Raw genomic sequence first — 26,316 nt, 5'->3', positions numbered from 1 at the left:
GGCGAGATTATGTGGCATTTGCTGTTTGGCGTCAACAGTTTTTTTCGCTTTGCTTCAAAAAAACCGGACCAGCATGCTGCCTTTTTCTGCCCCCGCCGCGCTGTTCTGCAGCGGGAGGCGAACTATAGCAAAGGCCGGTTTTGGAATGCAAGGGGTGGCAGGAAAAATTCTTTAGGATGTCACCACAGGCAGGCGCATGCCCTGGCTGGACGACAACAACGATCAAGACTGGGAGGAATGACTGATGATTCTGCGTGACCGCCCTTCAGGGCTGAAGTTGTTCTTTGCGCTGCGCGGCTCGGTGCTCAAACGCATACAGGCGGTGCTGCTGTTTAATATTGCGTTCGCCATCCTGATTACCGCTGCGCATGGGACTGTATTCGACCGCAAGATCACCCTGACGGCAATACCGTTCACTCTGATTGGCTTGCCGCTCGCTATTTTTCTGGGATTCCGGAATAACGCTGCCTATGACCGCTATTGGGAAGGCCGCAAACTGTGGGGCGGACTGGTGAGCGATACGCAAAACCTTTGCCGGCAATGTCTGGGCCTGATACATATGAATACCGGCCTGGCGGAGGAAACCAATGCGCGGCTGGACGATGTGCGTACGCGGATGATTTACCGGGCTATCGCCTACAGCCACGCCTTGCGCATGCGCCTGAGGGGGCTAGCGGATACCGTTGCGCTCAAGCCGTTTCTGCCGGCGGGCGAATGGAATGTGGTAACAAGCCAGGATAACTTGCCGGCATTCCTGATGCTGCGGATGGGACGGGATTTGCAGGAATGCCTGCAGAAGGGCTGGACGGAAGCTTGCCTGGCAGCGTCGATCGACGCCACCCTGTCGTCAATGACGGCGCGGGCCGTTGCCTGTGATCGCATCAAGAACACGCCCATTCCTTTTTCCTATACCTTGCTGCTGCATCGCACCGCCTATCTCTATTGCTTCCTGCTGCCCTTTGGCCTGGTGGATACGCTGGAATTCATGACGCCGTTCGTCGTGGCGATCGTGGCCTATACATTTTTCGGGCTGGATGCGCTGGGCGATGAGATCGAGGAGCCGTTCGGTGTTTCGGAGAATGATCTGCCGCTGGATGCCTTGTGCAGGACGATAGAAATCAACCTGCGCTCGGCCCTTGGCGATGCCGACGTGCCACCGCCGCTGAGCCCGGTGAACTATTGCCTGACCTAGACGGGCCTTTTCTTCAAGCTGCAGCGGCAGTCGCGTCTTACGCCTGGCGGATGGCGAGCACCTTGTCGATACGCATGCCATCGAGGTCGACAATTTCGAAACGCCAGCTTTCCCAGTCGCAGTAGTCACCGGTCTGGGGCAGCTTGCCCAGCAACTGCATCACCATGCCGCTCAGGGTATGGTAATGACTGCGCCCTTCCTCGGGCACCCTGCTCAGGTCGAGCAGGTCTTTGAGTTCCGGGATCGGAATCAGGCCGTCGAGCAGCCACGAGCCATCTTCGCGCTGCACCGCCCAGGCGTCTTCGGCATGCTGGGTCTTGAATTCGCCGGCGATGACTTCCATGATGTCCTGCGGCGTGATGATGCCCTGCACTTCGCCATATTCATCGACCACGAACGCAAATTGCACGGCCGAGTTGCGGAACTGTTCCAGAAGGTCCAGACCCGTGAGTATTTCAGGCACATAGACTGGCGGCTGCAGGTCGTCAAGCAGGCTGGGCTGCTGGCCGCGCAGCGTCTGGGCCAGCATTTCCCGCGCGCAGGCGACGCCGACGATATCGTCCCAGCCGCCGCGCAGCACCGGGAAGCGGCTATGGCGGCTTTGCCCGAAGCGCTGCAGGTTTTCTTCCAGGCTGCGGTTGACGTCGAAGTATTCGACGTCGCTGCGGGGAATCATGAAGGAGGACACCTGGCGGTCGTCGAGCCGGAAGATGTTGCGCACCATCTGGTGCTCCTGGCGCTCGATAATGCCGGACTGGGTGCCTTCGTCGAGCATCAGATGCAGTTCTTCCTCGGTCATGGCCTGCCGGCCGGCGTCGCGCACGCCCATCAGTCTCAATGCGCCCTCGGTGGAGACGGAAAGCAGCCGCACGAAGGGCTTGGCGGCAGTCGCCAGCCAGCTCATCGGGCGGGAAACGCGCCGGGCAATGGGTTCCGGCGATATCTGGCCCAGCCGCTTGGGCACGAGCTCGCCCAGGACGATGGAGAAATAGGTGATGATGACCACGACCAGGCCGGTGGCGACATAACCGGCGTAGGGCATTTCCATTCCCTGTACCTGCAGCCAGGCGCGCACCGGCCCGGCCAGGGTCGCTTCGCCGACAATGCCGTTGAGGATGCTGATCGAGGTGATGCCGATCTGTATGGTGGAGAGGAACTTGTTGGGGTCGTCCCCCAGCTGGATGGCGGCCTGGGCACCGTTGTCACCGGCTTCCGACAGCTTTTGCAGCCGCGCCTTGCGGGCAGTCATCAAAGCGATTTCGGACATGGCAAACAGTCCATTGAGAAGGACCAGGCCCAGTACTATCGCAATTTCCATTCTGTCAGCGCTCGCTCCGTAACGAGCGGACCATTCTACAGGCGCGGGCCGGTGCGCCTTCCTGCCGCGGGCAGCAAGCTTGATCCGGCGCCGCTATCAGGCGCCGACGGCGGTATAGGCGCTTGCATTGTCAGCCAGCCAGCGGCGCGACAGCTCGCTTTCCTGCTGGCTGGGATGGAAATCGCGGCGCAGATAGTCGCGCCATGGGCCGTAGCTGTTGCGCAGCAGGCCGCGACGGCCGAACAGGTAGCTGATGCCGCTCTTCCAGGTGCCCCACTTCCACAGCGTGCCGTCGCGACGCAGATTGTTGATGGTCTGACGCAGGGTGTCGCCAAGGAAAATGAAGGTGACGCGGCGGAACCAGCGGATGCGCCATTCATGATTGCCGCCCAGCGCCTGATACAGGTCAAAGGCGGTGCTCTTGTGTTCCGACTCTTCGGCGCTGTGCCACAGCCACATGGTCTTCAGGCGTGGCTCGGCGTCGTCCAGCAGGTCGCTGTTCTCCAGCATCCACTCGGCGAAGATCGCGGTGAAATGCTCGTTCGCCGCGGTAATGGCCAGCCAGTGCAGCGGATGCACGCCTTCCATCAGCTTCAGGCGGCGCTCGGCGCGCGGTCCCCATGCATTGACCAGGCCCTGTCGCTCCAGATGGGCGTTGAACAGGGAATGAATGCGGCGATGGGTTGCTTCCTGGCCTACGAATCCCTGCACTTCCGCCTTATACTTCGGCTGCTCTGCGGCAGGCAGCGCCTTGTAGCCGTTGCGCACCGAATCGATGAAGAACTGCTCACCGATGGGAAAGCTCATGGACAGCGCGTTGAAGAAGGCCGTCCTGAAGGCATCGCCGCCGCACCAGTGGCGGGCGAACGGGGCTTCCAGGTCAATGAGAAGACGGCGGACAACGAGATCGGTCATGGCGGATTCACTTGAAAAGGGATGCAATAACGGCTTTTTCTGCCGATGCGTGATGTGTCGGCAATGATGTTCTCAAACAGTGGTACTGTCAAGTACCAGCAGCATGGACCAGCTTATGAAACAAGAAAAACCAGTCATCGCGGAGGAAGCCAACAGCCATCGCAGGCGTTTGCTGGAAGGCATGGGGCAGGCGGTCGCGGAAAAGGGTTATGCCGACACCACCATCGCCGACATCGTGGCCGCGGCAGGCGTGTCGCGTCGCACCTTCTACGAACATTTCAAGACCAAGGCGCAGTGCCTGATTGCGCTTTATTCGGCAGCCAGCAGCAATGCGCTGGACGTGCTGCGCACCGCGATCGATCCGGCGCATGACTGGGAAACCCAGGTCGAGCGCGCGATTTCCGCCTACTTCAGCTGCCTGGGGCAGAACCCGGTGCTGCTGCGCACCCTGTTCATCGAGATACTGGGACTGGGAGAGGAAGGACTGGCGGCGCGGCGCCGGGTGAATCAGGCGCTGGCCGACTTCATGCTGCAGGTGATCAATGTGCCGGCGCGGGCGCGGCGCAACAAGCCGCCGCTGCAGCCGGAAATGGCGATGGCGGTGGTAGGCGGCATCAACGAGCTGGTGCTGGAAGCGATCGAGCGCAACCGCACGGACCGGCTGCAGGAGCTGGTGTCGCCGTCGCTTCAGCTGGTGCGGGCAGTGACCTGAACAGCTCCGGAGTATTCGACTAACTTCCCTGCGACTTGCGATACTCCCGGCGCTTTTCTGCTTCCAGGAAACGCCGTTTCTGTTCCTCGGTGTCGGCCTGCAGCGGCGGCACCTTAACCGGATTGCGGTCCTCATCCACCGCCACCATCGTGAAATAGCAGCTGTTGGTATGCCGCACCAGCCCCTTCTGGATGTTCTCGGTGACCACCTTGATGCCGATTTCCATCGAGGTGCTGCCGGTGTAGTTCACCGAGGCCAGGAAGGTCACCAGTTCGCCAACATGGATGGGCTGGCGGAACACCACCCGGTCCACCGACAGCGTGACCACATAGCTGCCTGAATAGCGGCTGGCGCAGGCATAGGCCACGCTGTCGAGATATTTCAGGATCGCGCCGCCATGCACGTTGCCGGAAAAATTGGCCATGTCGGGCGTCATCAGCACCGTCATCGAGAGTTCGTGCTTCAGGGCATTCATGCGCTCAGACATCCTCGTCGGGGATCAGGTGGCCGAGCTTGGACGCCTTGGTCTGCAGGTAGCGCCGGTTGAACGGGTTGCGGTTGACGATCAGCGACACCCTTTCCGCCACCGCCACGCCGTATTGGGTGACGGCGTCGATCTTGCGCGGGTTGTTGGTCATCAGGCGCAGGCTGACGATGCCCAGCTTTTCCAGCATGGGCTTGCAATGGCTGTAGCTGCGCTGGTCGGCCTGGAAGCCAAGCTCATGGTTGGCTTCGACGGTGTCGGCGCCGGCGTCCTGCAGGCGGTAGGCCCGGACCTTGTTGATCAGGCCGATGCCGCGCCCTTCCTGGCGCATGTAGAGCACCACGCCGCGGCCTTCGGCGGCAATGCTGCGCAGCGCGCTTTCGAGCTGGGCGCCGCAGTCGCAGCGCTGCGAGAACAGCGCGTCGCCGGTCAGGCATTCGGAATGGATCCGGCCCAGCACAGGCTTGCCGTCTGCCACGTCGCCCAGGGTCAGCGCCAGATGCTCCTTGCCGGATTTCGACTCGACGAATGCATGCAGCGTGAAAGTGGCCCACGGCATCGGCAGTTCGCAGGAGGTGACGTATTCCAGCGTGTCGGGCATGTTGCTGGCCGCGCTGGTATCTGGTTGGAGTTGCATGGCGCTTGACTGAGTGATTAACGGGAATTCGGCGAAACCGTCAATACTAACCGATCACGCCGCATTGCATCATTCCGCCCGTAGCCGGGAGGCAATCTCGAAGGAATGCAGGCGGGCCGCATGGTCGTACATCAGGGCGGTCAGCATCAGCTCGTCGGCGCCGGTGCTTTCCTCGATGGCGCGCAGTTGCGCCGCCACGGTGTCCGGCGAACCGACCGCCGAGCAGGACAGCGAACGGTCGATATGGCTTTTCTCGTCCGGCGACCAGAGGCCGTCCATGCTGTCGACCGGCGGGCTGAGCTGCCCCGGCACGCCGCGCACCAGGTTGAGGAACTGCTGCTGCAGCGAGGTGAACAGGCGCCGCGCGGTGGCGTCGTCGTCGGCGGCGAAGAGGTTCACGCCCACCGCCACGCAGGGCTTCTGCAACTGGGCCGATGGCTTGAAGCGGCTGCGGTAGATGTCGATTGCCGATTGCATGTAGGCCGGGGCGAAATGGGAAGCGAAGGCGAACGGCAGGCCCAGTTCGGCCGCCAGCTGGGCGCTGAACAGGCTGGAGCCCAGCAGCCAGATCGGCACGTCCAGTCCGGCGCCGGGCACGGCGCGCACCGCCTGGCCCGGCTGCACCGGCCGGAAGTAGGACTGCAGTTCGAGCACGTCCTGCGGGAAGGACTCGCCGCTGTCGCCCATGTTGCGCCGCAGGGCGCGGGCGGTGCGCTGGTCGGTGCCGGGCGCGCGGCCCAGGCCGAGGTCGATGCGCCCCGGGTACAGGGCCGCCAGGGTGCCGAACTGCTCGGCGATGATCAGCGGCGCATGGTTGGGAAGCATGATGCCGCCGGCGCCGACCCGGATCGTGCTGGTGGCGGCGGCGATATGCTGGATCACCAGCGCGGTGGCGGCGCTGGCGATGCCGCTCATGTTGTGATGCTCGGCGACCCAGAAGCGGTGGTAGCCCCAGCGTTCGGCATGCCGGGCCAGGTCGCGGGTGTTGTCGAGCGCGCCGGCGGCGTCGCCGCCCCTGACGATGGGTGAGAGATCGAGGATGGAAAAGACGGCCATGGCCTGTCTCCTTTCTGGAATCGGTGATGGTTGGTTCGGCGTGGTGGCTTAATGACTTAGTGACTTAGTGACTTAGTCGCCAATGCCGGGTATGCGCAGCGCGCCGATGAAGGCGGCAATTTCCTCCAGTGCGGTCTGTTCCCGGGCGCAGTTGCAACGGGCGACGCCGTCCTGCAGCGGCAGCGGCGGCAGCCGGCGCACCAGGGTGCGGGTGCCGGCGGCGATCAGGCGCGCGCCATATTGCTCGGCTTCGTCGCACAGCGGATCTTCCTCGGCCGACAGGATCAGCGCCGGCGGCAGCCCCTTGAGCCGGCTCGACTGCAGCGGCGAGGCATACGGATGCAGGCGGTCGGCCACGCGCGGCAGATAGCCGCGGTAGGCGGCGGCGCAGGCGTCGGCCACGCCGGCCACGTCCGGATTGCTGTTCATTGCGCGCATCGAGCAGGTGGTGAGCCCCGGGTCGAGCATGGGCATGATCAGGATCTGTCCGGCCAGCGCCGGCTCGCCGCGGTCGCGCGCCATCAGCGCGGAGGCGGCGGCGAGGTTGCCGCCCGCCTCGATGCCGGCGCACAGCAGGCGCTCGCCATTCCAGCCCAGGGAGTTCGGCCGTCGCGCCACCCAGCGCAGCACGGCGTAGGCATCCTCGACGGCGGCCGGAAATGGCTGCCGGCAGGCCAGCGTGTAGCTCGATGCCAGCACCGGCAGGCCGGCGCGCAGGGTCAGCGCCCGAACGAATTCGTCGCATTCATCCAGGCTGCCGCCGACGAATCCGCCCTGATGAAAGAAGACGATCAGGCCAGGCGCGGGTTTCCCGGCATTGACCGGGCGGTACAGCCGGGCCGGCAGCTTGCCCAGCGATCCCTGCGCCTGCAATTCCTTTACCACTATTTTGCTGCACTGCAATTGTTGCCTTTCCGTCATTTCTTCGGAATATCCTTGATGCCACCGAACAGGTGCTGGGCAAGTGCATCGAAGCCGGCGTATTCAGCCTGTACCTGCTGGCTGCCGTGGACATTGTCGGTCAGCGCGGCCGCCAGCATCAGGCTGGCAAGCAGCACAACAATGACAAACAAGGCGGCGATGGGTTCGTGTTCGGACATCATGATGGCACTCCGGAAGCAGGCTATTTTGCTGCATAGCACAAACTATAGGACTGATTTATCATCGGATAAAGACTAACAATTGGAATTGACTGTTCACATTTGTGAACAATCATCAAGAACAGTGGATGCGCATGGACAAGTTGCAGGCGATGGAAGTGTTCGTACATGTGGTCGATGCGGGCGGCTTTACCCGCGCCGCCGAGCAGTTGCACATGCCCAAGGCAACCGTGTCCACCCTGATACAGGCGCTGGAGAATGCGCTGTCGGTCAAGCTGCTCAACCGCACCACCCGCCAGGTCAATGTGACGGCCGATGGCGCGGCCTATTACGAGCATTGCCTGCGCATCCTGGCCGATATCCGCGATACCGAGGACACCCTGTCGCGCACCCATGCCAGCCCGAGCGGCCGGCTGCGGGTTGAAGTGCCCAGCGGCATCGGGCAGCGCCTGATCATTCCGGCCCTGCCCGACTTTTACCGGCGCTACCCGGACATCACGATGGAAATGGGCTGCGGCGACCGCCCGGTCCACCTGATCGAGGAAGGCGTGGATTGCGCGGTGCGCGGCGGCGACCTGCCCGACTCCAGCCTGATCGCGCGCCGCATCGGCGTGCTGCACTTCATCACCTGCGCCACGCCGGCCTATCTGGAGACGCATGGCAGGCCGAGCCATCCGGATGAACTGACCCGGCACCAGTGCATCAATTACATCCTGTCGTCGAGCAAGCAGGTGCTGGCCTGGGATTTCGACCGGGAAGGCGTGAGCCTGCGCAAGACCCATGCCGGCCGCTTCGCGGTCAACAGTTCGGAGGCGCTGATGATCGCCGGCCTGGCCGGCCTGGGCGTGATGCGCTTGCCGTCCTTCCTGGCCAACGAGCATTTGCGCAGCGGCCGCCTGGAGCGGGTGCTGGGCGACTGGGACACCGCCCCGGTGCCGCTGCATGTGGTGTATCCGCAAAGCCGGCACCTGTCGGCAACGGTGCGCGCATTCGTCGAATGGGTGGCGGAACTGTTTGCCGGCAATGTTGACATGGGCATGGCATGAGCGCCTGCGTGGCTGCGCCCTGCCCTCGTATTTGCGGCTGAGAGGCGCCTAGACGCCGGTCTCCGGCAGCGCCTCGCCCAGCACGCAACCCGCCATGCCGGCGGCGATTTCATGTTCGCCCATGATGGTCTGGTTGGCGCCCTGCTTTTCCAGGTGCAGCCGCTCGGCATTGGAATGGGCGCGGGCGATGATGTCGATGCCAGGATTCTGCTGCCTCGCCTGGGCGATCACATGACCCGCTTCCAGCGCGTCCGGAATGGCCAGCAGCAGCCAGCGCGCGCTGGTCACCCGCGCCAGGTCCATCATGCCGGGCGCAACCGCGTTGCCATACAGTGCCGGCACGCCGTCGCGGCGCAGCGCCTGCACCACGGACAGGTCATCCTCGATCACCACGAAGGGCTGGTTGCGCTCGGTCAGCGCCAGCGCAACCAGGTGTCCGACCCGGCCGAAACCCACCAGCACCACATGTCCCGCCATGTCGGGCAGGGCCGGGCCGGCCGGGTCGGCCGCATGTGCCTGCTCGTGCGGGCTGCCCTTGCGGCTGCGCAGGCGGTCCAGCACCACGAACAGCAGCGGATTGAGCAGGATGGAAATGATGGCGCCGCCCAGGATCAGGTCGCGCCCGGTCTGCGACAACAGGCCCAGCGATACGCCCAGCGTGGCAAGGATGAAGGAAAACTCGCCGATCTGGGCCAGGCTGGCGGCGATGGTCAGCGCGGTGCTGGCCGGATGTCCGAAGGCACGCACGATGGCCAGCGCCGCCAGCGACTTGCCGACCACGATGATGGCCACGGTTGCCAGCACCAGCAGCGGCTCGCGCACCAGGATGGACGGGTCGAACAGCATGCCGACCGAGACGAAGAACAGCACCGCGAAGGCATCGCGCAGTGGCAGCGACTCTTCGGCGGCACGATGGCTGAGGTCGGATTCGCCGAGGATCATGCCGGCAAAGAAGGCGCCCAGCGCAAACGACACGCCGAACACATAGGCCGCGCCCAGTGCAAAGCCAAGGGCAATGGCCAGCACCGCCAGTCGGAACAATTCACGCGACCCGCTGGCCGCGACCCGCTCCAGCGTCCACGGTATCAGGCGCCGCCCGATCAGCAGCATCGCGGCGACGAAGGCGACCACCTTGCCCAGCGTGGCGGCCAATGTCCACAGCAGCGCATTGGTCGACAGCGATTCGCCGCTGCCGCCGAGGATGCCTGACAGCGCCGGGATCAGCACCAGCGCCAGCACCATGGCGATGTCCTCGACGATCAGCCAGCCGATCGCGATCTGGCCGCGCCGGGTTTCCACCAGCCGCCGTTCCTGCAACGCCGTCAGCAGCACCACGGTGCTGGCCACCGACAGCGCCAGGCCAAACAGCAGCCCCTGCCCCAGCGGCCATCCGATCAGCCAGCCCAGGCCCATGCCCATCAGCGTGGCAAGGACGATCTGCGCCAGCGCGCCCGGAATGGCAATGCCTTTCACCGCGAGCAGGTCCTTCAGCGAAAAATGCAGGCCGACGCCAAACATCAGCAGGATCACCCCGATTTCCGCCAGTTGCTGCGCCAGATCGACATCGCCGACAAAGCCCGGCGTGAAAGGCCCGATCGCGATGCCAGCCAGCAGATAGCCCACCAGCGGCGGCATCTTCAACCGGTAGGTGATGCTGCCGAAGATGAAAGCCAGGACCAGGCCGGCAACGATGGTGGTGATCAGGGGTATGTCATGTTGCATGTGGGCGCGGCATCCTTTTCTCGACAAATAATTATTCCGGCGCATTTTAACCAACGCCTGGCATTGCTCGAATTAAAGGGACTGCCGGGTCGCTGATAAAGTTCGCGGCCCGGCTGCAGGACTTCAGGACTTCAGGACTTCAGGACTTCAGGACAAGGCAGGATAGCCGGCGCGGATCAGCCAGGCATGAATCGGCAGGGTCTTGACGAAATTGATCGCATGCAGGGTATGGATGTCATCGAACCAGACATGGTCGCCGACCATGAAGGCCGCCAGCCATGCCAGGCCGACGATGATGATGTCGCAGCGTCCGCTGTTCCACAGGTTCAGGGAATGGCGGGTGGCGATCCATGGCACGCCGAGCGGATTGGGCCAGTCGGCCAGCAGGTGCATCAGGCCGCCGGCGGCGAAGCCGAATGCGGGCACCGCCATTACATGCTGGCCGAGCGCGTGATAGGACCAGTACAGCAGGGCCAGCCAGCCCACGCCCCAATGGGTCAGGGTGCGGTGCGCGATCCAGAGGCGCTTCTTGCGGGTCCACCAGGCCACTTCCATCCAGTCTGGCGCGGTGCCGCCGCAGATGCCCATGCACAGGGCCATCAGCGTGCCCAGATGGTAGTCGCCGCCGGCGCCGGAATGCGCCACGATTGCCGCTGCCATCAGTCCCGCCGCCCAGCCTGTGGCGTGGTGTGCTTTGTTGGAGGCCATGATGCGGCGATCGGGGAAAGAAGAGGTTGAAAAGGGAGTGCAATATTGGCAGAACGTTGCACAAAAATACAGCAGCGAAAGCTTTAAATCGAAAATATAGTTCGATTTATTCGATGTTTTAGCGCCGATGCGACGGCTTGCGGTTGCGGTCGAAGTATTCGGGGTCCTTTTTCCTTACCCAGCTGACGAATTTGCGTATCTCCTCACGCTCCATCAGGCGTTCGATGGTGTGGTAGTAGGTGGCCAGCTCACGCTCGGAAAACACCGAATGGATCTTGCTGTGGCAGATGCGATGCATGGTCACGGTGTCGCGGCCGCGATGGCTTTTGGGCACCATGTGATGCTCGTTCAGCGAAGGGCCCGGCACCATGGGACGGCCGCACAGCGGGCATGCGGGCAGCGCGGATTGCGAATCTTTCATAGGCGCATAGACGTTCGGACCGCGGCCATCGGCGCCCGTGCCTTATCTGGGCACCGTGTAATTGACCGGCAGCCAGACATAGCCGCGGCCGCTGGCGCGCACCCGGCCAATGCCGGGAAAGGAAAGGTGGGCGCCGGCAACCAGGTAATTGCCGGTGGCGGCATCGGCAAAGGCGCGCTTGCGCTCGATGGCGGCGGCGCGGGCATTGGTATCGAAGGAGATGGTCACCGCGGGCTGATCGAACTGCACCGCGGCCACATGGATCAGGTCGCCCCACAGCATCAGGCGCTGGCCGCGACTCTGCACCAGGTAGTTGGTGTGGCCGGCGGTATGGCCATGGCGCGGCAAGGCGCTGATGCCGGCCGCCAGCGGCGTCGCGCCGCGAAAGGGGCGAAAGCGGTGCGCTTCGATATACGGCTGCAGCGCCGACTTCGCGGCTTCGAACGCCGGCCTGTCTTCCTTCTTCGCGCGCGACAGGTTGGTGTCGTCGAGCCAGTAGTCGGCGTCGGCGCCATCGGCGCGCACCACCGCATTGGGGAAGGCCATGCGGCCATCGCTGGCGAGGCCGCCCACATGGTCGGCATGCAGATGGGTCAGATAGATTTCATCGACCTGTTCGGGCTGGTAGCCGGCTGCCTTCAGGTTGGCGGCCAGCCTGCCCAGCGTCGGGCCGAACAGCGCGGCCGCGCCGGTATCGATCAGAACCAGCTTTTCACCGGTATTGATCAGGTAGGCATTGACCGAGGTTTCCAGCGGGCTGGACAGGCCGGAGCGGGCCAGCGCGCGCCCGACCCGGGCCGGGTTGGTATTGGTCAGCAACCGGTCCACCGGCAGCGCAACGGTGCCATCCGACAAGGCGGTAATCTCGATATCGCCAAGCATCATGCGGTAAAAACCAGGCGCCTGGGTTTTCGCCATGGGCGCGGCGGCGTGGCCGGCGCCGGCCAGCAGGGTCGTCATGGCAAACACGGATGAACGCAGCAGTCGGGACAACAGCATTGCAGACTCTCCTCGAATCGTGATCGGACGGCAAGGAACGGAGCACGATTATGCCGGCAAAGCCATCATGCCGTCCTGCCGTATCCCTGGCCCGGAACATCCTGGGTCAATGGCTTGTCGAACCGCCATTCATTTCGGGAGAGCAGCGATGGACTCCAACGACAACAAGGGCATTGCGGCACCGGCCGGCCAGCGCAATCCGGGCGATGAATCCGAACCCGGCGCGCCCCAGACCGCCGAAGACATCTGCCCCGAATGCCAGGGCAGCGGACGGCAGGGACAGGCAGCCTGCGCCAATTGCGGCGGCACCGGGCGCATCGTGAAGATCATCGGCGACGCCTGAATTAAATATGCTTATTTAATGCATCTTTGCTAGAATGGCGGCCGTTCATGCTCTGGAGCAGCGGTCACGCCATGCGCCTTACTCGTTTTTCCGATATCGGACTACGCGTCCTGATTTATCTGTCGCGCACTGACGCCAGCCGCACCACGGTGACGGTGGCCGAGGTCGCCAGCCAGTTCGACATACCGCAGAACCACCTGGTGAAGGTGGTGGGCCATCTGGCACGGGCGGGCTGGGTGCAGGCGCTGCGCGGCCGCAATGGCGGCATCAGCCTCCTGGTCGAGCCGGCCAGCCTGCGCATCGGCGTGGTGCTGCGTGAACTCGAAGGCGATCCGGAACTGGTCAACTGCGAGGCCCTGTCCTGCCGCCTGAGCGCCGACTGCCTGCTGCGCGAGGCGCTGCGGGCCGGCATGAACGCGTTCTACGAAACGATGAACCGGTACAGCCTGGCTGACCTGGTTACCGGCAATACCGGCGAACAGATCATCCGGATGCATCGCAGCTTCACCGCTTCCACCCTTTCCGCAGCGGCCGCAGGCTAGGCCGCTTTTTTTGCCCTTAAATATGCATCTTTGATGCAACATATCAGGAGTCATGATGGTTTCACCCGCTTCCCGCCCCTACATCGATGCCAGCGTCCCGGTCCTGCGCGAGCATGGCGTGACAATCACCCGCCGCTTCTACGGCAACATGTTCGCTGCCCATCCGGAGTTGAAGAATCTGTTCAACATGGGCAACCAGGCCAGCGGCGCGCAGCAGCAATCGCTGGCCGCGGCCGTGTTCGCCTATGCCGCCAACATCGACAATGCGGCGGCGCTGGGGCCGGTGGTCAATCGCATCGTGCACAAGCATGCATCGGTGGGCATACGGGCCGAGCACTATCCCATCGTCGGCCAGCATCTGCTGGGCGCCATCAAGGAAGTACTGGGCGACGCCGCCACCGAGCCGCTGATCAATGCCTGGGCGGAAGCCTACGGCGAACTGGCCGACCTGCTGATCGACACCGAGCGGCATCTGTATGCCAAGGCCGGCGTGCAGCCGGGCCAGCTGCGCGACATGCGGGTGGCCGAAGTGCGCCAGCAGAGCGAGAACGTGCGCTCCTTCACCTTGACGCCCATGGACGGCGAAGCCGCCTTCGACTTCAAGCCGGGCCAGTACATCAGCGTGTCGGTCAGCTTCCCCGATGGCCATGTGCAGCTGCGCCAGTACAGCCTGTCGGACGCGCCGGACGCGGACTATCTGCGCATCTCGGTCAAGCGCGAGCCGGCCGGCCATGAAACGCCGCAGGGCGAAGTGTCGAACTGGCTGCATGACAATGTGCAGCCGGGCACCATCCTGCGGGTGACCCATCCGTTCGGCGAATTCACGCCGGACACCGAGTCGGACCGTCCCATCGTGCTGCTGTCTGCCGGCGTCGGCATCACGCCGATGATTTCGGTGTTGAAGCGCATTGCGCAGGTCCATCCGCAGCGCCAGGTCGTGTTCGGCCATGCCGCGCGCGATGCCGGCCATCATCCGCACCAGGAAGACATCAAGGCAGCCCAGGCCGCAATGCCGCAACTGAAGGTGGCAACCTTCTACGAGCATGTGGCAGCGGCGGACCAGGCCGAGCCGGGCTTCATGCAGGTGGAAGCGCTGCCCGACTGGCCGCGGCATGAAGCCGAGGTCTATCTGTGCGGCCCGATCGGCTTCATGCGGGCGCAGTGGAAGAACCTGCTGACGGCCGGCGTGCCGTCGGCCAGGCTGCACCGGGAAGTGTTCGGCCCGGAGATGCTGGACTACCTGGACTGACGGCCGGCAGTCCGTCCTTAATCAAGCGAGCGCTGGAAGCCGACCACCAGCCGCACCGGCGGCGCGCCATGGTTGAAGCCATGGCCGACCGAACCGGACAGCATCAGCTTTTCCGACAGCTTCCAGCGCGCGCCCACCTCGCCCATGTTGTACGCGGCGCCGCGCTCGCGCTGCTGCTCCCGGAACAGGCTGCCGGCAAACAGCCAGCGCTGATTGAGCTGCTTGCTCAATGCCGCACCGGCTAGGTAACGGTCGCGGCGTTCATTCACATCGGGCCGCAGGTTGTGGCGCGCCATCACGTTCAGGTGCAGCTGGGCCGGGCGGTTGGCATCCTGCACCACGCCCAGCGACTTGGTCATGATGCCCTTGGCCATCACCTCGGTGCCGCCGCTGTCGGCGCCATAGGGGCGCTCGATGCCGGCGCTGACCGCAAACGCCGGCAGGTAGCCGCTCTCGGTATTGAACCTGTAGAGGCCATCGACCCTGAATTCGCCCTGGCTGGTGTCTTCCGCATTGCCCACGCGGTAAGGCACGGCCACCGACATCTGGAAGTTGTGGGCCACGCCGAACTGCATGCGTGGCGTCAGCTGCAATTCATTGCGACCCGCGTCCGGCGTGGACGGGCGCATGCGCTGGTAACGCGCAACCCCGTTGAACTGGACCGAGCCGGGCTGGCTGGGCGTGGCATCCTCGATGGTCAGCGACAGATCCTCCTCCAGATCCTTCACTTCATCGGCTTGCACGTGGATGCAGGGGGCAAGCATGGCAAGCACGAGGCCGGCCTTGATCAAAGCATTGTTCATGTCATTTGTCGTGCTGATGTTTTTTTAATGGCAACAAACTAGAGAATGGAATACAGGAAAAGTTCCGCCGCCGGCAGCATGGCTTACGTGGTTCGAAACCGCGTCACCGACAGACCGAAGGCAGCCGGGCCTCATTGATTGAAGTCAACCGGCCTGCCAACCGTGCTCGCTACAGTAGTGCAAACACTTGATGGAGCAAGCATGGAAGCACTGACGAAGGAACAGATCGGCAAGCTGCAGGCGCGGCTGCAGCAGGACCGCGCCGCTGCGCTGGGCACGGTGCAGGACGAGATCCAGCGCACCAGCGACCCGGACGACCTGTCGCTGGAAAAGATCCCCAGCGATGCCGGCGACCGCTCGGAAGCCGACCTGGAAACCGACACCACCATTTCGATGGCGCAGCGGCATGCGGCCGAACTGCAGGAAATCGATGCCGCGCTGGCGCGCATCGCCGACGGCAGTTACGGCGTGTGCGAGGAATGCGATCGCAACATCGGCGCGCCCCGGCTGGAGGCGCAGCCGACCGCGCGCCGCTGCATCGCCTGCCAGGAACAGCTGGAACAGCGGCCAGACGCGCCGCCTCGTCCCACCATGTAGCCGTGAACGCCGGCCCCGCCCGATTCCGCACTCTGCTGGTGCCTGTCGACGGCTCGCCGCTGTCGGACAAGGCGCTGGCCGCGGCGATCGCGTTCGCGCAACCGCTGCATGCGAAGGTGATTGCGCTGGCGGTGGCCGAACCCTATCCGGAAAGCCTGGCGCCGGTTTCCGAAGAATTCAATGACAGGGCAATGGCCCGGGCTCGCGGCCATGTCGGGCAGGCCGAGCGCCTGCTCCACGAAGCCGGACTGACCTGCGACGGCTATTGCGTCGCTTCATACGAACCGCACCGCGAGATCCTGGATACCGCACGGCGCCTGGGCTCCGATGCGATCTTCATCGGCCTGCATGGCGGCGACCCGCTGGGCCGCTTCTTCTTTGGCAGCCAGGCGCAGAAGGTGCTGGCCTACAGCCCGGTGCCGGTAATGGTGCTGCGCTAGGAGCCTGCGCGGCAGAAGGGTCGGCGGCTGCAACGCGCGAGAAAACGGTCCAGTTCGGTATCACCACCTGCGCCCAGGGGACCACCCTGGGCTTGTCGGCACTACCGAACTGTCCTCGTTTTTCGCGCGTTTCGCTGCGCCGCCTTCTGCCGCGCAGGCTCCTAGCTTTCCATCACATACCTGCCCGGCGCATCGCATAGCGCCTCGCCCATGGCGGGCGGCGCGACCATGTCGCCCGCATGGTTGGCCAGCCAGTATTCCCAGGCCGGCCACCACGAGCCCTGCTGTTCCGGCACCGAATTCATCCAGGTTTCCGGGTCGACGTAGGCGTCGCGATGCTCGCGGGTGGCGATCCGGTAATGGCGGTTGGCCTTGCCGGGCGGCGACACCACGCCGGCATTGTGGCCGCCGTTGGTGAGCAGGAAGGTGACTTCGGTATCGGTCAGCAGATGGATCTTGAAGGCCGAGCGCCAGGGCGCGACGTGGTCGGTCAGCGTGCCCACCGAAAAGATCGGCGCCCGGATGTCGGTCAGTGCAATCGGCCGGTTGTCGATCAGGTAGCGGCCCTCGGCCAGGTCGTTTTCCAGGAACAGGTGGCGCAGGTATTCGGTATGCATGCGGTAGGGCATGCGGGTGGCGTCGGCATTCCAGGCCATCAGGTCGTTCTGCACATCCGGCTGGTTGAGCAGGTACTGGTTGACCAGGCGCGACCAGATCAGGTCGTTGGAACGCAGCAGCTGGAAGGCGCCGGCCATCTGGGTGGTGTCCAGGTAGCCCTGCTGCCACATCGCCGCTTCCAGCATTGCCACCTGGCTCTCGTCGATGAACAGCGACAGCTCGCCCGGCTCCTTGAAATCGACCTGCGAGGCGAACAGGCTGATGCTGGCCAGCCTGTCGTCCTGGTCGCGCGCCATCGCCGCCGCCGCAATCGCCAGCAGCGTGCCGCCCAGGCAGTAGCCGACCGCATTCACCTTTTCCTGGCCGGTAATGGCATTGATGGCGCCGAGCGCGGCCATCACGCCCAGCCGCCGGTAGTCTTCCATGCCCAGGTCGCGTTCTTCCCTGCCCGGGTTTTTCCAGGAAATCATGAATACCGTATGGCCCTGGCCGAGCAGATAGCGCACCAGGGAATTTTCCGGCGACAGGTCGAGGATGTAGTACTTCATGATCCAGGCCGGCACGATCAGCAGCGGCAGCGCATGCACTTTCGGCGTGGCGGGCTCGTACTGGATCAGTTCCATCAGCCGGTTGCGCAGCACCACACGGCCCTTGCTGACCGCCACATTCATGCCGGGCCGGTACAGGTCGCTGGCGGGCGGCCGCTGGCCGCTGAGATGCTGCATGGTATCGAGCCAGAACTGCGCCGCCCCCTGCAGCAGGTTGGCGCCGCCGGTGCTGACCGCATGCCGCAGCAGCACCGGATTGGTGGCGATGAAATTGGAGGGCGCCGCCATGTCGAGCAGCTGGCGCACCGTGAAGGTGACCACGTCCTCATGATGCGCCGCCACGCCGCGCACGCCGAAGGTGGCGCGGTGCCACCACTGCTGGTTCAAAAGGAAGCTTTGCGAGATCACGTTGAACGGCCATTGCTGCCAGGCCGGATCGTCGAAGCGCCTGTCCTGCGGCAGCGGCGACACCGGCGCGCAGGGCGGCCTGCCGGGCTGCGCGCAGGACAGTGCATACAGCCCCAGCCGGGCGAAGCGGCTGCCGGCCTCGGCCAGCAGCTCCTGCTGCTTGGACGGCGAGATCTGCAAATGCACGACCCAGTCGAAGAAGGCCATGGCCAGCGAGGCCGGCGAGATGGTGCCGGAAAAACGCGCAATCCAGGCATGCAGCATGCGGTCGATATCGCTGGCGGCAACCGGCGGCTCGGCATGCGCGGGCGCGCCCAGCCAGGCGCTGGCCTTGCGCTCGGGCTGCTCATGCACAGGCAATGCGGTCGGCTTGGTCAGCGCCTGCGAAAGCGGCGGGGAAGTCATGTCATTCATCGAAGGCTCCTTGATCCTTACTGCCGGATCGGCGCACCTTAACCCCGATCAGGCCGCAAAAAATTGACCCATGTCAAGCCGGCCAGACAGCCTCAACCTGCCTGCAGCCGCGCACGCAGCAGCGCCGCCGCGCGCTCGCTGATGACCAGCACCAGCTTGAGCCGGGCGCGCGTCATGCCGACGAACAGCTTGCGCACCACACGGTCGTCCAGCGCCTCGAAGTCGATCTCGGCAAAGATCACCGCCGGCGCCGACTGGCCCTTGAAGCGGTACACCGACTCCGCCAGCAACTGGCCGTCGCGGTAGACCGGATTGCCCAGCAGGTCATAGCCGCCGGTGAAGGAGCGCAGGGTGTGCTGCCCGAGCCGGTCGGCCTGCAGCAGCGTGGAATGGGCGCGTCCCTGGAAGGACAGCAGCGCGATGTCGGTGCGCGCGAAATTGGCCGCCAGGCAGCGGGTGATGCCCTGCTTGGCCGCTTCGGCCATGGCGACGGCATCGTTGTCGGGATAGACCAGCCAGTCCACCTCCACGCCCAGGAAAGGGCTGGCTGCCTGGATGCGCTCGGTGTCGGGGACGATGGCGGTGAGCAGCTCGACGATCTGGCGCGGGCTGCGGTAATTGGACTGGGAATGCAGCGTGACCCAGCCCGGCAGCGGCACCGGCGAGCGGCCGTACAGGTTCTGCAGCGGATCTTCCAGCCACAGCGCCCGGCCTTCCGTCCGCAGCAGGCGCAGCATGGCGTCGCGCCAGGGCTCGGCGAAGTCCTGGCCTTCGTCGATGATCAAGACATCGTGCATCCAGGATGGCGGGATGGGCGTGCTGTCGAAGGCCTTTTCCATCTGGGCCCAGGCGCCGGGCGCGCTGTAGTCGGGCGTAGCGCCCGACTCGCGGGCAAAGGTGTCGCACAGCATGTGAAAGGTGCCGACCCGGCCGCCGGCCGGCACCAGGTGCTGCACGCGGTCGGCCAGGGGCCGGTTGTAGCAGACATAGAGCGGCCGCAGCCCCGCTTCCACCGCGGCATGGAATTCGGCCAGCGCCAGCTGCGTCTTGCCGCTGCCGGCGGTGCCGACCACGCGCAGGCGGAACGGCGAGAATTCCAGCTGGCGCGCCCACACCGCCAGGCCCTGCGACAGCCTCGTTACCAGTTCCTCGGCACGGCCGACCATAGCGCTGGCATCGGGCGTCAGCTGCAGCACATCGCCCAGGAACTTGCGCACCCGGCCATGCTGCGGCGTCTCGGGCGTGATTGGCAGCAAGGCGGTGATCAGTTCGACCAGCCGGGTCCGGTTGCCGGCATCGACCACGCGCGACGGCTCGATGCCGGCCAGCGCCGGGTTCTTCACCTTGTAGTCGGGAAAGTACAGCAGGTAATCCGCATCCAGCCTGTCGCCGCCGGTCTTGTTGAAGCGCGCCGCCAGGCCTTCGACCATCTGCAGCATCTGCTGGCGCACGTGCTCGGTGCGGCCCGGATAGTTCTTGACCAGCCCTTCCGGCGTCTCCGACAGGAAGCCGGCCTTCTGCTCGATCAGCAGCATGCGGCCATTGGGCGCGACGATGATGAAGTCGATCTCGCCATAGACCGAAAAGCCGTTCTCGATCTTGGTCCAGTGCACGCCATGGTAGACCGTCAGCGCATCCGGCAGACGCGCCGCGAACAGGTTCAGGGTTTCGATTTCACGGGCGGCGGCGCCCGTGACGGCCAGCTCGCGCCAGCCGGAAGGATAGATCTGCGGCATGCGTTCGGGCGCCTGCTGCGGCGCAATGTTGGAATGGCACGATTGTATTGCAGGCGCGGGTTAGGAGCCGGAACCTGCTTTATTCGATGAGAAGCAATGGCCCCTTGCACGCTTCCCTCGCACATCAGGATGCGCAAGGACTTTCCAGCTGCCGCAAGCCATCTGGCATTTCGGTTCCGCTCGCATGCTGTGAAGCCATGAACAAGCCGTGCGACCGCCAGGTTTGCACCGAACCCGGATCACGCCCCACGGTCAAAATCCATGCGGGTTTACCAAGCGCTCCACTCCTGAAATTTCCTCCCTTTGTCCTACACCAACACAGGCCAAGCGCCGACATACCTGCTCAACTGTATTGTCTAAACTGCAATCCTTCATTCAACAAGGAGATCGACATGGCTGATACATATCAGAACAAGAATCCACGCATGGTGACCGGCCTCTTCAACGACCGCGAGAGTGCGGAGCGTGCCTATAACGCAGTGTCGGAACGCGGCTATACCAAGGATGACGTGAACCTGGTGATGTCCGATGAAACCCGCAGCCGTTACTTTGCAGGCGACCAGTCGATTGAAACCGAACTGGGCAGCAAGGCAGCCGAAGGCGCAGGCATCGGCGCAGGCATTGGCGGTACGCTGGGCGCAATCGCAGCCGCCGTTGCGGCAGTGGGCACCACGATCGCCCTGCCGGGCCTGGGCCTGGTGATTGCCGGTCCGCTGGCGGCCGCACTGGCCGGCGCCGGCGCCGGCGGCGTAACCGGCGGCCTGCTGGGCGCGCTGATCGGCTCGGGCATCCCCGAGGAACGCGTGAAGCATTATGAGGAAGGCATCCGCCGCGGCGGCATCCTGATGGGCGTAAATGCACGCTCGGACGAGGATGCCATGCACCTCGAGCAGAAATGGCGTGAAAGCAGCGGCGAGCATGTGGTCGGCACGGGCCTGGGCGCCACCGGCGGTGCGCTGGCCGGTGCGGCAATGGGTTCCCCGGCTGGCCCGATCGGCATGGCGGCAGGCGCAGCCATCGGCGCGGTGTCGGGCGGCCTGGCTGGCAAGGGCGCAGCCGAAGTCGTGAACCCGAAAACGGGCGATGACCTGGGCGACCACAACATGGCCAAGGGCGTCGGCGCCGGCGGCGGTGCAATGGCAGGCGCGGCAGTCGGCGCGGCCGGCGGCCCGATCGGCATGGCGGCAGGCGCTGCGGTTGGCGCGGTTGCCGGCGGCATGGCTGGCAAGGGCGCCGGTGAGGTAGTCAACTCCAAGCCGCAGGATGACCGCGGCGAGCACAACCTCTCCACCGGCGTGGGCGCAGGCGGCGGTGCCATGGCAGGCGCTGCAGTCGGCGCAGCCGGCGGCCCGGTGGGCATGGCGGCAGGCGCTGCAATCGGCGCACTGGCCGGCGGCGCAGTCGGCCATGGTGCCGGCGCCATGGTCAATCCGGCCCAGGAAGATGCCTACTGGCGCAGTTCGTATGAGCGCGAGCCGTACTATGCCTCAGGCTATTCCTACGAGGACTATGCACCGGCATACAGCCTGGGCTACAACAGCCGCGGCCGCTACAACAGCGACTTCGACACGGCCGAGCCGCAACTGCGCAGCGAGTGGGAAAACGTGCGTGGCGCTTCCCGCCTGAGCTGGGACCAGGCCAAGCACGCCAGCCGTGCCGCATGGCATCGCGTCGAGCGCGCGATTCCGGGCGACCTGGACCGCGACGGCAGGTAAGCAAGCCGCATGCAGAAAAGCCGGCCTTTACAGGCCGGCTTTTTTTCGTCCGCATCAAACCTCCTCGATGCGATGACGGCACTTCCCCGGGATGCCGCAGTCACATGGCCATCAAGCTTTCAGGAGAACAGGCCATGTTCGACCGCACCGTGATCAAGGCCATCAAGGCCGCCGCCGTGCCGCTGCACGGCGTTACCGACACCGACGCCATCCTCGATGCCATCGGCGACGCGTCCATCGTGCTGCTGGGCGAAGCCACCCACGGCACCCACGAGTTCTACCGTTCCCGCATGGAGATCAGCCAGCGCCTGCTGCGCGAAAAAAACTTCGCCGGCATTGCCGTGGAATGCGATTGGCCGGACGCATTGCGGGTCAGCCGCCATGCCCAGGGCCGCGGCAGCGATGCCAGCGCCCAGCAGGCATTGGGCGACTATAAACGCTTCCCGCGCTGGATGTGGCGCAACCATGATGTGCTGGACCTGGTGGCATGGCTGCGGGAGTTCAATCGCGGCATTGCCGAGGAAAGGCATCAGGCCGGCTTCTACGGGCTGGACCTGTACAGCCTGCGCCGCTCGATGTCGTCGGTGGTAGAGTATCTGAACCGGGTCGACCCGGAAGCGGCGCGGCGCGCGCGGGAGCGCTACAGCTGCTTCGATCACCTGGCGGAGGACCCGCAGCGCTATGGCTATGCCACCACCTTCGGCATGAAGAAGGATTGCGAGGCGGAAGTGATGCGCCAGCTGATGGGCATGACGGCCAACCTCGAAAAATATGCCGGCATCGACGGCGTATCCGGTTTCGATGAAGCGTTCTATGCGCACCAGAATGCCCGGGTGGCGCAGAATGCCGAAGCGTATTACCGCGCCATGTTCGAGGGCCGCAATGCGTCCTGGAATGTGCGCGACACCCATATGGCCGACACCCTGGATGCGCTGCGCGAGCACTTGAGCCGGCGCCGCGGCGACGAGGCCAGGCTGGTGGTCTGGGCGCACAACTCGCATATCGGCGACGCCCGCTGCACCGAGATGGGCTGGCATGGCGAGGTCAACCTGGGCCAGCTGGTGCGCCAGCGCCATGGCGAGCAGCAGACCTTCCTGCTGGGCTACACCACCCATGCCGGCACGGTGACGGCGGCGTCGGAATGGGACAGCCCGGCCCAGCTGAAGAATGTGCGGCCGTCACGCGAGGACAGCCATGAAAACCTGATGCACCGCACCGGCCATGATTTCCTGCTTCCGCTGCGCGGCAATGCCGACCTGCAGAAGCAGCTGGGCCAGCGGCTCGAGCGCGCCATCGGCGTGGTCTACCTGCCGGAGTCGGAACGGGTCAGCCACTACTTCCAGAGCGAGCTCGGCCGGCAGTTCGACGCCATCGTGCATTTCGATACCACCCGGGCCGTCAAGCCGCTCGATGCACCCGCCGACATGGTGCATGACGACGTCCCGGAAACCTATCCGACCGGCATCTAGCAACCTGCGCGGCGGAAGGTCGCGCAGACAGGGCGGAACGCCTTGCCGGCAGCGCAACCGCTGCCTTTCTGCCGCATTGCCGTGGGGAGCGCCTAGAACGGCATTGACATGCGCGCGATTTCCCAGGCGAGTGCTTCCTCGGTTTTTTCGAGAGGCACCGCCCGTTGCCATTGCCTGAGCGTGCTCCAGGCAATGGCGCGATCACCGATCACCGAGATCCGCTCCGGCTCGACGGTGGTCAGCAGATTGGCATCCCAGCCCTGTTCGCCGGGCTCGTCGCAGCGCCGGTTTTCATGGCCAAACCATCCCCAGTAACGCTGCCTGGCAAGGCCCGCACAGGTGCCGGCCAGCTCGCCATCGAATCCGTGCAACATGCCTTTGGCCAGGCTCAACTGCACCAGGCATTTGCCGGGAAAAACAACTTCGGCACAACGGATGCGCTCATGGCTGATCACGCGCAGGTCAAGCCCGCCCAGCACGAGGCGCCACGGACGGTCGGAAATCAGGGTGTAGTTCAGCGCCATGCTGCGGGCATGAACCGCTTCGCGCCCTTGCAGCGAAAACCGGGCAAGCCAGAGTTTCTCCTGCCTGTGCTCTTCATCCGGATCGTAGAGCGACACGACATTGGCAAAGCGTGAGGCACCAGGATTGCCTGGCGCCAGGTTCGCCGGTCCGGCAACAGGCTCATCATGGCTTGCCTGCATGAGCAACTGCGCCTGAATGTCGGCAACGGGCTGGCCGACGCGGCATGCCATGCCCTTGGAGACCAGCAATACCTGCTGGATCTGATGTGGCAGCAGATCGCTGGCGCGCGGACGGGGACTGGTCCGGGTGGCAGCGCTGGCCATGCTGCCGGCGCCGGCCGTACTGGAGGTATCGACTGTGCCAGCGACCTTGTCCAGCCCGCTGCTGAAGTCCAGGCTGTAACAGCGCTGCACTACGGGCCGCGGCCTTGGCAGGACATTGGTCCGAGGGGAAACAAGCATGGCCTTGCGGTGCTGTACCGGCGCACGGCAAGCGGGCCGGCCACTACGTTGCAGGGATTGGATGGTGGCTTGTATGGATGGCTCCTCCTGATGATGGGAGGCCCGATGCTAGCGGCAGACAGGCTGCCAGTGGCATCAACCAACGCCCGGGCTGAGCCAGCTCAGGCGGCGTGTGCGGATATCACATCGTTTCAAGGAGGTTGCGCCAAGCAGGGACAACATTGCCTGGAAAGGCCTGCCCTAGCGCTTCAGGCACCACCGCCACTACCATTACCGCCACCGGCGCCGCCGCGCCTTCGATGCACCACCTGCACGAAGCAGGCCCATTCCCATTCCTCGCGATAGACATCGCAGCCGTGCTCGATGAAGGCATGCACCGGGCCGCAGCAATCCGGACAGTCCAGCTCGGCCAGCGCCTGCGCCATGCGATAGGCGAGTTGCCGCACCTCCTGCTCCAGCGCCTCTTCCCTGCTCTGTTTCCGGGCCGGGTTCTGCTCGTCGTTATGCTGTTGATTCATCATGGACTCCGATTGCTTTAACACGCAGGTATGGGCGGGATGGGCTTATACAACCCGTGACATGGCCAGAGACGTTCTGCACGGGCCAGATGCGCTTGCCCTCCCGCAACAGGCTTGTCGTACCGGCCATGCCCGCATCATGGCCGGTACAGCAGGATGACCGCTGCCAGGAGCACCACATAGCCGATGGCATACGGCAGGTTCCACCAGGCCAGCCGGTAGCTTGAAATCCGTGTCAGCGACTGCATCAGGCCCAGCGTGCCGCTGAATGGCCCCAGCATGTAGGTCAGCACCGAGCTGCCGATCAGGGTCACGGCCAGCAGGTTGACATCGATGCCCAGCACATCGGGCTTCAATGATTCGCCCAAAAGCGCGATCGCCACCAGCGGATGCACGCCCAGCATCGCAACGGCAAGCGCCATGAAGGGCATCGAAATCAGGAACAGGCGGGTGCCCAGCGTGTTGTGCAGCGCGAGGAATGCCTCGTTGACCGCATGATCCACGCCCGAAAGATGCATGGCGCTGACGAAGAAACCAGCGGCCAGGAAGATGGCGAACTGGTCGGCCATGCGCGGCAGGCGCGAGGCCATCTGCACCCTTGCCGCGCGCAGGAAGTCGCGGCCACGGCCCAGGGTCATGCTCCAGGCCAGCGCAAACGGAATCGCCAGCAGCGTCACCACGGCCAGCATGCCGATGCGCAGCAGGCGGTCCAGCACGCCGATGGCGGCCACCATCAGCACGATGGCCAGCAGCATCTGGCCGAGATGGCGCAGGGCCGGCCGCCATTGCGGCAGGTCGGCCGCCGGCTGCGCCGGCGCCCTGATCGCGGCCGGCTGGCCGCGCAGTTCGAACAGCCAGAACAGCAGCCAGTTCAGCAGCAGGCCGGCCAGCGAGATCGCCATCAGCAGGGGCAGCAGCGCGGTCCATTCCAGCTTCAGGCCGTGCAGCACAACGCCGACCACGCCCGACACCGGCGTCCAGAGAATCGGCAGCACATAGCCGAACACAGTGGACACCGTGGCAAAGCGCACCGGATCGCGCAGCGGATAGCTGCCCGTCACTGGCGAAATGCTGGTCATCATGATGGGCACCGCCGCCAGGCTCATGAAGGAGCCGCACAGGAAGGCCAGCACCGTGACCACGCAGTTCAACTGGAACAGCCCGGCAATGCGGGCCCGCAGCACCGCCTCGATCGAATGGCCGTAACGGCCGAGCTGCACCGGGATCGACAGCAGCGGCAGCACCGAGAACAGCGCCATCAGGTAGAGCATGCTGCCATGGGCCAGCAGATAGTCCGGCCAAGGCCGGCCGCTGCGCCACAGCATGAGGTAGCCGCCGCCCAGGAACAGCAGCGCCAGGATGCGGGCAATCGGGCCGCAGGAAGGCAGGGACGCGAGGATGGACAGCAGCGCCAGCAGCGCGGCCGCCGGCAGCAGCACCGGCAAATGGGCCACCGTGGCAAGCAGGAAGGTGACAATGGCGGCGAGATAGAGCAGCCCGCGCCATGCATCGGACGTCGCTTCCATGCCGGCCGCGCCCGCCCTATCCGGCGCCAATGCCATTACCACCAACCATGCCGAGCCGCATGCCGTATTCTCCCTGCGTTGCGCTGATCCTGTG

The 26,316-nt window shown here is 64.7% G+C and carries 28 protein-coding genes; 11 read left to right on the top strand and 17 right to left on the bottom strand.

Annotation, left to right across the window (positions count from 1 at the left end):
* Both KTQ42_RS18195 and KTQ42_RS18190 read left to right on the top strand, forming a co-directional pair.
* Positions 1–258 (top strand): hypothetical protein (locus KTQ42_RS18195; RefSeq protein WP_217346745.1); only part of this gene is annotated, 258 nt, incomplete at its 5' end.
* Positions 245–1,192, top strand: a complete 948-nt coding sequence (locus KTQ42_RS18190; RefSeq protein WP_217346744.1) for a bestrophin family protein — start codon at positions 245–247, stop codon at positions 1,190–1,192. The genes KTQ42_RS18195 and KTQ42_RS18190, both read left to right, overlap by 14 nt.
* Positions 1,193–1,229: 37 nt before the next feature.
* On the opposite strand, the gene KTQ42_RS18185 is transcribed toward KTQ42_RS18190, so the two are convergent.
* Both KTQ42_RS18185 and KTQ42_RS18180 read right to left on the bottom strand, forming a co-directional pair.
* Entirely contained in the window at positions 1,230–2,510 is a 1,281-nt protein-coding gene (locus KTQ42_RS18185) for a hemolysin family protein (RefSeq protein ID WP_217346743.1), read from the bottom strand.
* A gap of 96 nt (positions 2,511–2,606) precedes the next feature.
* Positions 2,607–3,425, bottom strand: a complete 819-nt coding sequence (locus KTQ42_RS18180; RefSeq protein WP_217346742.1) for a metal-dependent hydrolase — start codon at positions 3,423–3,425, stop codon at positions 2,607–2,609.
* Between the two features lie 115 nt (positions 3,426–3,540).
* Between KTQ42_RS18180 and KTQ42_RS18175 the strand changes: the two genes are divergently transcribed.
* The gene (locus tag KTQ42_RS18175) at positions 3,541–4,137 is read left to right on the top strand and encodes a TetR/AcrR family transcriptional regulator (RefSeq protein ID WP_249222815.1); all 597 of its coding nucleotides are present in this window, start codon (positions 3,541–3,543) and stop codon (positions 4,135–4,137) included.
* A 19-nt stretch (positions 4,138–4,156) separates the two neighbouring features.
* On the opposite strand, the gene KTQ42_RS18170 is transcribed toward KTQ42_RS18175, so the two are convergent.
* From KTQ42_RS18170 to KTQ42_RS18150, 5 genes are all read right to left on the bottom strand, one after another.
* Complete coding sequence (locus tag KTQ42_RS18170; protein ID WP_217346740.1) at positions 4,157–4,612, bottom strand: acyl-CoA thioesterase; 456 nt, start codon at positions 4,610–4,612, stop codon at positions 4,157–4,159.
* A gap of 4 nt (positions 4,613–4,616) precedes the next feature.
* Positions 4,617–5,258, bottom strand: coding sequence for a GTP cyclohydrolase II (gene ribA / locus KTQ42_RS18165; protein ID WP_217346739.1), 642 nt, complete (start codon positions 5,256–5,258; stop codon positions 4,617–4,619).
* A 69-nt stretch (positions 5,259–5,327) separates the two neighbouring features.
* Positions 5,328–6,314 carry an LLM class flavin-dependent oxidoreductase gene (locus KTQ42_RS18160; RefSeq protein WP_217346738.1) on the bottom strand — a complete coding sequence of 329 codons (987 nt, stop codon included), beginning with the start codon at positions 6,312–6,314 and terminating at the stop codon, positions 5,328–5,330.
* Positions 6,315–6,386: 72 nt separating this feature from the next.
* Positions 6,387–7,235 (bottom strand): alpha/beta hydrolase, encoded by an 849-nt coding sequence (locus KTQ42_RS18155; RefSeq protein ID WP_217346737.1) that lies wholly within the window; start codon positions 7,233–7,235, stop codon positions 6,387–6,389.
* Positions 7,232–7,417 (bottom strand): hypothetical protein, encoded by a 186-nt coding sequence (locus tag KTQ42_RS18150; protein ID WP_217346736.1) that lies wholly within the window; start codon positions 7,415–7,417, stop codon positions 7,232–7,234. Before KTQ42_RS18150 ends, KTQ42_RS18155 begins: the two co-directional genes overlap by 4 nt.
* A 131-nt stretch (positions 7,418–7,548) precedes the next feature.
* On the opposite strand from KTQ42_RS18150, the gene KTQ42_RS18145 reads away from it, so the two are divergent.
* On the top strand, positions 7,549–8,460 hold the full coding sequence (locus tag KTQ42_RS18145; protein ID WP_217346735.1) for a LysR family transcriptional regulator: 912 nt from the start codon (positions 7,549–7,551) through the stop codon (positions 8,458–8,460).
* A 48-nt stretch (positions 8,461–8,508) separates the two neighbouring features.
* Here the strand turns inward: KTQ42_RS18145 and ybaL are convergent, their stop codons facing one another.
* The 4 genes from ybaL to KTQ42_RS18125 form a co-directional block, all read right to left on the bottom strand.
* Positions 8,509–10,182, bottom strand: a complete 1,674-nt coding sequence (ybaL, locus tag KTQ42_RS18140) for a YbaL family putative K(+) efflux transporter (protein ID WP_217346734.1) — start codon at positions 10,180–10,182, stop codon at positions 8,509–8,511.
* A 147-nt stretch (positions 10,183–10,329) separates the two neighbouring features.
* Positions 10,330–10,890, bottom strand: coding sequence for a metal-dependent hydrolase (locus KTQ42_RS18135; protein WP_217346733.1), 561 nt, complete (start codon positions 10,888–10,890; stop codon positions 10,330–10,332).
* Between the two features lie 118 nt (positions 10,891–11,008).
* Positions 11,009–11,311: an HNH endonuclease gene (locus tag KTQ42_RS18130; protein ID WP_217346732.1), complete on the bottom strand. Its 303-nt coding sequence runs from the start codon at positions 11,309–11,311 to the stop codon at positions 11,009–11,011.
* 42 nt (positions 11,312–11,353) lie between these two features.
* Positions 11,354–12,271 (bottom strand): MBL fold metallo-hydrolase, encoded by a 918-nt coding sequence (locus tag KTQ42_RS18125; RefSeq protein ID WP_249222977.1) that lies wholly within the window; start codon positions 12,269–12,271, stop codon positions 11,354–11,356.
* 187 nt (positions 12,272–12,458) lie between these two features.
* Here KTQ42_RS18125 and KTQ42_RS18120 point away from each other — a divergent pair, with 187 nt between their 5' ends.
* The 3 genes from KTQ42_RS18120 to hmpA all read left to right on the top strand — a co-directional run bounded on the left by KTQ42_RS18120 (position 12,459) and on the right by hmpA (position 14,444).
* The gene (locus KTQ42_RS18120) at positions 12,459–12,653 is read left to right on the top strand and encodes a hypothetical protein (RefSeq protein WP_217346730.1); all 195 of its coding nucleotides are present in this window, start codon (positions 12,459–12,461) and stop codon (positions 12,651–12,653) included.
* Positions 12,654–12,724: 71 nt separating this feature from the next.
* Entirely contained in the window at positions 12,725–13,195 is a 471-nt protein-coding gene (locus tag KTQ42_RS18115) for an Rrf2 family transcriptional regulator (RefSeq protein ID WP_217346729.1), read from the top strand.
* A 55-nt stretch (positions 13,196–13,250) separates the two neighbouring features.
* The gene (gene hmpA / locus KTQ42_RS18110; protein WP_217347040.1) at positions 13,251–14,444 is read left to right on the top strand and encodes an NO-inducible flavohemoprotein; all 1,194 of its coding nucleotides are present in this window, start codon (positions 13,251–13,253) and stop codon (positions 14,442–14,444) included.
* A 17-nt stretch (positions 14,445–14,461) separates the two neighbouring features.
* On the opposite strand, the gene KTQ42_RS18105 is transcribed toward hmpA, so the two are convergent.
* Positions 14,462–15,247, bottom strand: a complete 786-nt coding sequence (locus tag KTQ42_RS18105) for a hypothetical protein (protein ID WP_217346728.1) — start codon at positions 15,245–15,247, stop codon at positions 14,462–14,464.
* A 201-nt stretch (positions 15,248–15,448) separates the two neighbouring features.
* On the opposite strand from KTQ42_RS18105, the gene KTQ42_RS18100 reads away from it, so the two are divergent.
* A complete protein-coding gene (locus KTQ42_RS18100; protein WP_217346727.1) occupies positions 15,449–15,844 on the top strand; it encodes a TraR/DksA family transcriptional regulator in 396 nt (131 codons plus the stop codon).
* 2 nt (positions 15,845–15,846) lie between these two features.
* The gene (locus KTQ42_RS18095; RefSeq protein ID WP_217346726.1) at positions 15,847–16,284 is read left to right on the top strand and encodes a universal stress protein; all 438 of its coding nucleotides are present in this window, start codon (positions 15,847–15,849) and stop codon (positions 16,282–16,284) included.
* Positions 16,285–16,445: 161 nt separating this feature from the next.
* On the opposite strand, the gene KTQ42_RS18090 is transcribed toward KTQ42_RS18095, so the two are convergent.
* Complete coding sequence (locus tag KTQ42_RS18090) at positions 16,446–18,272, bottom strand: alpha/beta fold hydrolase (protein WP_283093278.1); 1,827 nt, start codon at positions 18,270–18,272, stop codon at positions 16,446–16,448.
* Positions 18,273–18,364: 92 nt separating this feature from the next.
* A complete protein-coding gene (locus tag KTQ42_RS18085; protein WP_217346725.1) occupies positions 18,365–20,008 on the bottom strand; it encodes an ATP-binding domain-containing protein in 1,644 nt (547 codons plus the stop codon).
* A 392-nt stretch (positions 20,009–20,400) separates the two neighbouring features.
* Between KTQ42_RS18085 and KTQ42_RS24270 the strand changes: the two genes are divergently transcribed.
* Positions 20,401–21,723 (top strand): hypothetical protein, encoded by a 1,323-nt coding sequence (locus KTQ42_RS24270; RefSeq protein WP_283093277.1) that lies wholly within the window; start codon positions 20,401–20,403, stop codon positions 21,721–21,723.
* A 104-nt stretch (positions 21,724–21,827) separates the two neighbouring features.
* Positions 21,828–23,192, top strand: coding sequence for an erythromycin esterase family protein (locus KTQ42_RS18075; RefSeq protein WP_249222813.1), 1,365 nt, complete (start codon positions 21,828–21,830; stop codon positions 23,190–23,192).
* Positions 23,193–23,284: 92 nt separating this feature from the next.
* Here the strand turns inward: KTQ42_RS18075 and KTQ42_RS18070 are convergent, their stop codons facing one another.
* The 3 genes from KTQ42_RS18070 to KTQ42_RS18060 all read right to left on the bottom strand — a co-directional run bounded on the left by KTQ42_RS18070 (position 23,285) and on the right by KTQ42_RS18060 (position 26,222).
* Positions 23,285–24,178, bottom strand: coding sequence for a hypothetical protein (locus KTQ42_RS18070; RefSeq protein ID WP_217346724.1), 894 nt, complete (start codon positions 24,176–24,178; stop codon positions 23,285–23,287).
* Between the two features lie 248 nt (positions 24,179–24,426).
* Complete coding sequence (locus KTQ42_RS18065; RefSeq protein ID WP_217346723.1) at positions 24,427–24,699, bottom strand: hypothetical protein; 273 nt, start codon at positions 24,697–24,699, stop codon at positions 24,427–24,429.
* Between the two features lie 134 nt (positions 24,700–24,833).
* On the bottom strand, positions 24,834–26,222 hold the full coding sequence (locus KTQ42_RS18060) for a hypothetical protein (RefSeq protein WP_217346722.1): 1,389 nt from the start codon (positions 26,220–26,222) through the stop codon (positions 24,834–24,836).
* Between the last annotated feature and the right edge of the window lie 94 nt (positions 26,223–26,316).

Origin of the sequence: Noviherbaspirillum sp. L7-7A, assembly GCF_019052805.1 — a bacterium.
Taxonomy (GTDB): Bacteria; Pseudomonadota; Gammaproteobacteria; order Burkholderiales; family Burkholderiaceae_D; genus Noviherbaspirillum_A.
This window is presented reverse-complemented; position numbering and strand designations above follow the sequence as displayed.

Excerpts from the sequence above, each read along its gene's own strand:
- ribA (WP_217346739.1), bottom strand. The coding sequence starts at position 5,258 with ATGCAACTCCAACCAGATACCAGCGCGGCCAGCAACATGCCCGACACG.
- KTQ42_RS18125 (WP_249222977.1), bottom strand. The coding sequence starts at position 12,271 with ATGACGACCCTGCTGGCCGGCGCCGGCCACGCCGCCGCGCCCATGGCG.
- KTQ42_RS18085 (WP_217346725.1), bottom strand. The coding sequence starts at position 20,008 with ATGCCGCAGATCTATCCTTCCGGCTGGCGCGAGCTGGCCGTCACGGGC.
- KTQ42_RS18180 (WP_217346742.1), bottom strand. The coding sequence starts at position 3,425 with ATGACCGATCTCGTTGTCCGCCGTCTTCTCATTGACCTGGAAGCCCCG.
- KTQ42_RS18100 (WP_217346727.1), top strand. The coding sequence starts at position 15,449 with ATGGAAGCACTGACGAAGGAACAGATCGGCAAGCTGCAGGCGCGGCTG.
- KTQ42_RS18120 (WP_217346730.1), top strand. The coding sequence starts at position 12,459 with ATGGACTCCAACGACAACAAGGGCATTGCGGCACCGGCCGGCCAGCGC.
- KTQ42_RS18090 (WP_283093278.1), bottom strand. The coding sequence starts at position 18,272 with ATGAATGACATGACTTCCCCGCCGCTTTCGCAGGCGCTGACCAAGCCG.
- KTQ42_RS18130 (WP_217346732.1), bottom strand. The coding sequence starts at position 11,311 with ATGAAAGATTCGCAATCCGCGCTGCCCGCATGCCCGCTGTGCGGCCGT.
- KTQ42_RS18155 (WP_217346737.1), bottom strand. The coding sequence starts at position 7,235 with ATGACGGAAAGGCAACAATTGCAGTGCAGCAAAATAGTGGTAAAGGAA.
- KTQ42_RS18145 (WP_217346735.1), top strand. The coding sequence starts at position 7,549 with ATGGACAAGTTGCAGGCGATGGAAGTGTTCGTACATGTGGTCGATGCG.
- KTQ42_RS18105 (WP_217346728.1), bottom strand. The coding sequence starts at position 15,247 with ATGAACAATGCTTTGATCAAGGCCGGCCTCGTGCTTGCCATGCTTGCC.
- KTQ42_RS18150 (WP_217346736.1), bottom strand. The coding sequence starts at position 7,417 with ATGATGTCCGAACACGAACCCATCGCCGCCTTGTTTGTCATTGTTGTG.
- KTQ42_RS18170 (WP_217346740.1), bottom strand. The coding sequence starts at position 4,612 with ATGAATGCCCTGAAGCACGAACTCTCGATGACGGTGCTGATGACGCCC.
- hmpA (WP_217347040.1), top strand. The coding sequence starts at position 13,251 with ATGGTTTCACCCGCTTCCCGCCCCTACATCGATGCCAGCGTCCCGGTC.
- KTQ42_RS18185 (WP_217346743.1), bottom strand. The coding sequence starts at position 2,510 with ATGGAAATTGCGATAGTACTGGGCCTGGTCCTTCTCAATGGACTGTTT.
- KTQ42_RS18135 (WP_217346733.1), bottom strand. The coding sequence starts at position 10,890 with ATGGCCTCCAACAAAGCACACCACGCCACAGGCTGGGCGGCGGGACTG.
- KTQ42_RS18160 (WP_217346738.1), bottom strand. The coding sequence starts at position 6,314 with ATGGCCGTCTTTTCCATCCTCGATCTCTCACCCATCGTCAGGGGCGGC.
- KTQ42_RS18175 (WP_249222815.1), top strand. The coding sequence starts at position 3,541 with ATGAAACAAGAAAAACCAGTCATCGCGGAGGAAGCCAACAGCCATCGC.
- KTQ42_RS18190 (WP_217346744.1), top strand. The coding sequence starts at position 245 with ATGATTCTGCGTGACCGCCCTTCAGGGCTGAAGTTGTTCTTTGCGCTG.
- KTQ42_RS24270 (WP_283093277.1), top strand. The coding sequence starts at position 20,401 with ATGGCTGATACATATCAGAACAAGAATCCACGCATGGTGACCGGCCTC.
- KTQ42_RS18070 (WP_217346724.1), bottom strand. The coding sequence starts at position 24,178 with ATGCTTGTTTCCCCTCGGACCAATGTCCTGCCAAGGCCGCGGCCCGTA.
- KTQ42_RS18060 (WP_217346722.1), bottom strand. The coding sequence starts at position 26,222 with ATGGAAGCGACGTCCGATGCATGGCGCGGGCTGCTCTATCTCGCCGCC.
- KTQ42_RS18075 (WP_249222813.1), top strand. The coding sequence starts at position 21,828 with ATGGCCATCAAGCTTTCAGGAGAACAGGCCATGTTCGACCGCACCGTG.
- KTQ42_RS18065 (WP_217346723.1), bottom strand. The coding sequence starts at position 24,699 with ATGATGAATCAACAGCATAACGACGAGCAGAACCCGGCCCGGAAACAG.
- KTQ42_RS18115 (WP_217346729.1), top strand. The coding sequence starts at position 12,725 with ATGCGCCTTACTCGTTTTTCCGATATCGGACTACGCGTCCTGATTTAT.
- ybaL (WP_217346734.1), bottom strand. The coding sequence starts at position 10,182 with ATGCAACATGACATACCCCTGATCACCACCATCGTTGCCGGCCTGGTC.